The sequence below is a fragment of the Vibrio sp. 10N.222.52.C12 genome, from assembly GCF_041474215.1.
Classification (GTDB): domain Bacteria; phylum Pseudomonadota; class Gammaproteobacteria; order Enterobacterales; family Vibrionaceae; genus Vibrio; species Vibrio crassostreae_C.
Genome location: NZ_JBFRTR010000250.1, coordinates 1 through 3,366 on the forward strand (window position 1 = coordinate 1; position 3,366 = coordinate 3,366).

The 3,366-nt window shown below is 43.4% G+C and carries 3 protein-coding genes and 1 pseudogene; 2 read left to right on the top strand and 2 right to left on the bottom strand.

The features are described 5' to 3' along the window. Positions 1-96: 96 nt before the first annotated feature. Both AB4623_RS24155 and AB4623_RS24160 read right to left on the bottom strand, forming a co-directional pair. Positions 97-1,527, bottom strand: coding sequence for a YfcC family protein (locus AB4623_RS24155; protein ID WP_372147543.1), 1,431 nt, complete (start codon positions 1,525-1,527; stop codon positions 97-99). Positions 1,528-1,937: 410 nt separating this feature from the next. Continuing rightward, positions 1,938-2,165, bottom strand: a pseudogene (locus tag AB4623_RS24160) (hypothetical protein); the annotation flags it as partial. 57 nt (positions 2,166-2,222) lie between these two features. Between AB4623_RS24160 and AB4623_RS24165 the strand changes: the two are divergent. Further along, positions 2,223-2,480, top strand: coding sequence for a hypothetical protein (locus AB4623_RS24165; RefSeq protein ID WP_229648214.1), 258 nt, complete (start codon positions 2,223-2,225; stop codon positions 2,478-2,480). A 337-nt stretch (positions 2,481-2,817) separates the two neighbouring features. After that, positions 2,818-3,174 (top strand): ribosome hibernation-promoting factor, HPF/YfiA family, encoded by a 357-nt coding sequence (gene hpf / locus AB4623_RS24170; RefSeq protein WP_017061680.1) that lies wholly within the window; start codon positions 2,818-2,820, stop codon positions 3,172-3,174. The last annotated feature ends 192 nt before the right edge of the window (positions 3,175-3,366 follow it).

Sequence of the window (3,366 nt, forward strand, 5' to 3'; positions counted from 1 at the left end):
TTAAGTGAACGGCATTAGCGAATTCGCTGCCTTCTTATTTACTCACACAGCTTCAGTTAAGCCTTAACTGTCCATGTATTCGATTAAACAGAAACCTTAGAAAGGCCCTAACTCAATCATTTGAGCAATCACGACTGAAATCAGAGCGCCCACCGACCAGAACAAGAATAGCGGTAAGAAGAAACGCACCCACTTACCATAAGGGACTTTCGCAATCGCCAGTACCGCCAGCAAGCCACCGTTGGTTGGATAAATGTAATTCGAGATACCATCACCCAATTGAGACGCCAACGCAGCAACTTGACGAGTCACTTCACCAATATCTGCCAGTGGAATGATAATTGGCATAGTAATCACCGCTTGACCACTGCCCGACGGGATAAACAGGTTGATCGCAGCTTGTGAGAAGTAGATACCTGCCGCCGCAACAAGCTTAGAGCTGCCAGAAATGATCTGCGCAAGATAGTAGATAATCGAATCGACAATCTTCGCGTCTTCCATGATGGTCAACACCGAACGCGCAAAGAAGATGATCAACACAGCAACTAATACATCGCTGACACCTTTAGTCCAATATTCACAAATCTTGTTAGGAGACAATCCTGCCACCAAGCCAGGAATGATCGCCATTGCCACAAACGCACCTGCGATCTCAGTAAAGCCAAAGCCCATCGTCAGAGTACCGAAGATCATGTATGCGAACACGCCTAAGAATGCGATACCTGCTAGCTTCTCACGAACCGTCAGAGACTTAGCTTCAACGTTTGATTCGTAGTGGTAACCCGTACCGTGCAACAAACCTTTGGTCGGGTCTTGCTTAACTTTGCGCGCGTAGTTAAGTACATACCAAGCACCTGTTAGCAACATGAACATGCCAACAATAAAGCGATACCACATGCCTGAATACATAGGCAGTTCAGCGATAGTGTGTGCGATACCCGTAAAGAATGGGTTAGCCAAAGCGGCTGCGAAACCGGCACAACTTGCCAGTAAAACAACGCCAAGTGCCGTAATCGCGTCATAGCCAAGCTTGATACAGATCGGGATCATCAAAGAGATAAAGATGACATCAAGTTCACGCATACCGGTGAAGGTGACGTTGAAGAAAATCGCCGTCATGATCACAGGCGCAATTACGTACAAGCCTTGCTTCTTTAGCTTAGTGGTTAGTGCAACAACGGATGCGTCTAACAAGCCCATGTGTTTGATAATGCCAAAAGCACCACCCACAAATACCACAACGCCCATCACGCCAGAAGCGGATTTGAAGCCTTTAAAAAATGATTCGAAAAAAGAGGCTAATGTTGTTGGGTTGCTGGTCAATTGTGTGTAGCTGTCTGGGTCGATAACCGTGCGGCCATTCATGACCACTCGTTCAAACTCGCCTGCAGGGATAAAATAGGTTGCGATTGCTGCAACGATTACCATGATGACCAAAGAAAGAAATGGATGGTTTACTTCTTTCTCTGTCGAAGCTGTATTACCAGCTGGAGATGTAGGTACGGATGTAGATACCGTAGACATCATATAGACTCCTTACTTGTCAGCAACCAAGCAATACTTGGCGCCAGGGGGATTTTGGAAAAACGAAACCCTTCACGCAGAACATAGTTCACGCTAACTAGGCTGTTTCTAAAAGGCCTTTGATAGATGGTGCTCTCAAATGTACATAGTGAAGTAGTGAAAACTACTCTCTTTGCGTCCGAGCAAAATGCAGATGTTCAGCCAAGTCAGGCCAAACTGAATGAGGTCATTACAAGCAGGTAAACAGAAAAGTCTGTTTTGGTAATGCGTTTTTTATCAATTACAAAGACAAGCGGCGCATACTAGCACAACGAGTCATTAATTGTCAGAAAAGTGTGAGTTTCGTCATGCTTTGGTGAGCAAAAGAAAAGCGCCCACTAATAAGTAAGGCGCTTTTCTGCAATCGAATCGAGTTACTTAGGTGCTAATTCGTAGTTTTCTTGCATCTCATGAGGGGCAATCCCGTACTCATAATCCGCTAAGTAGCCATCCTTATAGACCTTCATTCCCTTCTCATCCCAGCTCACTTTGATCATCGCCGTGTTGCCATCTTCACTGCCTAACAGCTCCAGCATTTCTGCATCAATCTTAATGGCTTTGATGGTTTTAATACGCTTAAACGGCTTAAATTCAGTGGCCGAGAATACGATGGCCGAGCGATAACGCTTAAGCTTGAGTCCAATCGCAAAGATTCTCGATTGTTGCTCAAACTGCAACATATTGATCTAGGCTCAATTGATGAGTCTCGCATTTCAGAACTTGTGCGATTCAAAGTCGAAACGCCGGTTCGCTATGAAGGTGACATTAATTATTGGCGTCAGGGCGTCGAATTTCCTGTCGATCAACTGGCATCCAATAAAGAAGTCGATATTCGAGCACGCATTACCATACCCGAGTCTCAACTCACAGCAGGAGAGTTTCACTTCAATATGGAGTGGGCAGTTGAGTGTCTATAAATTAGTAACTTAAGCTGAGTTTTTAATCAAAGAAGAAAAAGTGAGTGAGCTGGAAAGAAAATCAATGGAGTGACAAGTTCGGAATTATAAAACCGATAAAGAGAGATTCACTAGGAATTCGCTGTAGGTTAGCGCAAATTATCAAGGATGGAGTTTTTTTGAACATGTCTTTAAAACACGAAACATAATATGCGATCAGTTCATCGGACTTTCAAGGGAGTAACAAGAGAATATTTGATAACACTGAAGTCAATCACACATGTGCTAATTCTCAGTTGGTTAATCTATGCGATGTTTGCTACGTTTAAATGACACAGTCATTGGAAAGGTATGATTTATGAAAATAAATGTTCAAACACATCATGTATCAATTAACGACGAGTCACGCAAAGACATCGAAGGTAAATTCGAGAAGATATCTAACCATTTCCCATCACTGATCAGTTGCGACATCATCATTACTAAAGAACACGGTCAACATCAGGTTGAAGTATTCACCAACTACGAAGGTGTACGAGTAACAGCAAAATCGACAGACGATGTTATGTACCCAGCTATCGCTGCAGCACTTAAGAAACTTGAAGCGGGCCTAAGTAACCGTAAGGGACAATTGAAAGCCGACCTACACGAGAAACCAACAAGCACGAAGCCAGAGATTGCTTCGGACATCATCCAAGAGATGAAATTGGTATAAATCGATAAGTAGTTAAAGCGAAATAACGAATAGAAACTTATTAAGAATTTCAAAGCCAGCATACGTTGCTGGCTTTTTCGATCTTAAAGCCAAGCAAACCTTCGCTTCTTTACCGTCCCTCGAATTCAGCTCAACCCCACATCATTATTAACGCCCTTAAGTTCTTAGCAGCTATCATAGACAGAACCTTAA

Bases quoted from the DNA above. Each gene is read 5' to 3' on its own strand.
- hpf (WP_017061680.1), top strand. From the start codon at position 2,818: ATGAAAATAAATGTTCAAACACATCATGTATCAATTAACGACGAGTCA.
- AB4623_RS24155 (WP_372147543.1), bottom strand. From the start codon at position 1,527: ATGATGTCTACGGTATCTACATCCGTACCTACATCTCCAGCTGGTAAT.